Raw genomic sequence first — 1109 nt, forward strand, 5'->3', positions numbered from 1 at the left:
AGTTGCCCAGCTGCGCGACCGTCGCCGACGCGCTGGCGTGGTAGCCGCTCATCGCGGCGACATCCTGGGCCCACATCTGCTCGTATTCGGCCTCGGCCGCCGCGATCGCCGGCGCGTTCTGGCCGAACAGGTTCGACATCACCAACGACACCAGGTTGGAGCGGTTGGCCGACACCACCACCGGATGCACCGTCGCCGCCAACGCCGACTCAAACGCACCGGCCACCGCTTTGGCCTGCGCGGCCGCACTCGCAGCTTGAGACGCCGCCGAGGTCAACCACGCCGAATACGGAACGGCTGCGGCGGCCATCGCCGCGGATGCAGGACCCTGCCACGCGTGACCAGCCAACGCCGAGGTCACCGAGGAAAACGATCCCGCGGCCGCACTCAACTCATCGGCCAGCCCGTCCCACGCCGCAGCGGCCGCCAACATTGGCGCTGACCCGGCACCGGAGAACATCCGGGACGAATTGATCTCCGGCGGGAGCACCAAAAAGCTCATGACCGCGGTCCCTTCTCAGCAGCGAGCCCCGGGAGCCAAAGTGTGCCGTTGCTCGGGTTCGCACGCAACCGCGACTGCGAGCGCTTGATCCCTGCGGTCCGGTCCGCAACGATCGTGCGGCGGCCGGGATTGGATTCCCGCCTAACGGGGTATGGGGCAGGCCGGAGAATGTACGTTGCTCCAGTGGCTGCTGAAGGTCTGATCAACGACGATCGAGGGGAGCAGTGATGAACTTTTCGGTGTTTCCGCCCGAGGTCAACTCGGTGCTCCTGCTTGATGGGCCGGGCCCGGGGCCGATGCTGGAGGCGGCGGCGGCCTGGGACGGGATCCGCAGTGAGTTGAGCGCGGCGGCAAGCGCATTCAGCTCCGTGACCTCGGACCTGGCCGGGCAGGCCTGGCAGGGCCCGTCGGCGGCGTCCATGACCAACGCGGCCGCCGGGTACGTGGACTGGCTGGGCGGGGCGGCCGCGCAAGCCGAGCAGTCGGCGGCCCAGGCGCGGGCGGCGGCCGTCGCCTACGAGGCCGCGCTGGCGACCATCGTGGACCCCGGGTCGATCACGGCCAATCGCGGCCAGCTGGTGTCGCTGGTGAACTCCAACCTGTTCCC

2 protein-coding genes are annotated in these 1109 nt (G+C 69.4%); one reads left to right on the plus strand and one right to left on the minus strand.

Features of this window, described 5'->3' with window-relative positions; genetic code table 11:
- The coding region (locus A5696_RS23380; RefSeq protein ID WP_156738557.1) for a PPE family protein at positions 1-502 on the minus strand (502 nt) is incomplete at its 3' end.
- Positions 503-729: 227 nt separating this feature from the next.
- Between A5696_RS23380 and A5696_RS23385 the strand changes: the two genes are divergently transcribed.
- Positions 730-1109: PPE family protein (locus A5696_RS23385; protein WP_231964572.1), on the plus strand; the 380-nt coding region annotated here is incomplete at its 3' end.

Origin of the sequence: Mycobacterium sp. E2699, assembly GCF_001666745.1 — a bacterium.
In the GTDB taxonomy this organism is placed as follows: domain Bacteria; phylum Actinomycetota; class Actinomycetes; order Mycobacteriales; family Mycobacteriaceae; genus Mycobacterium.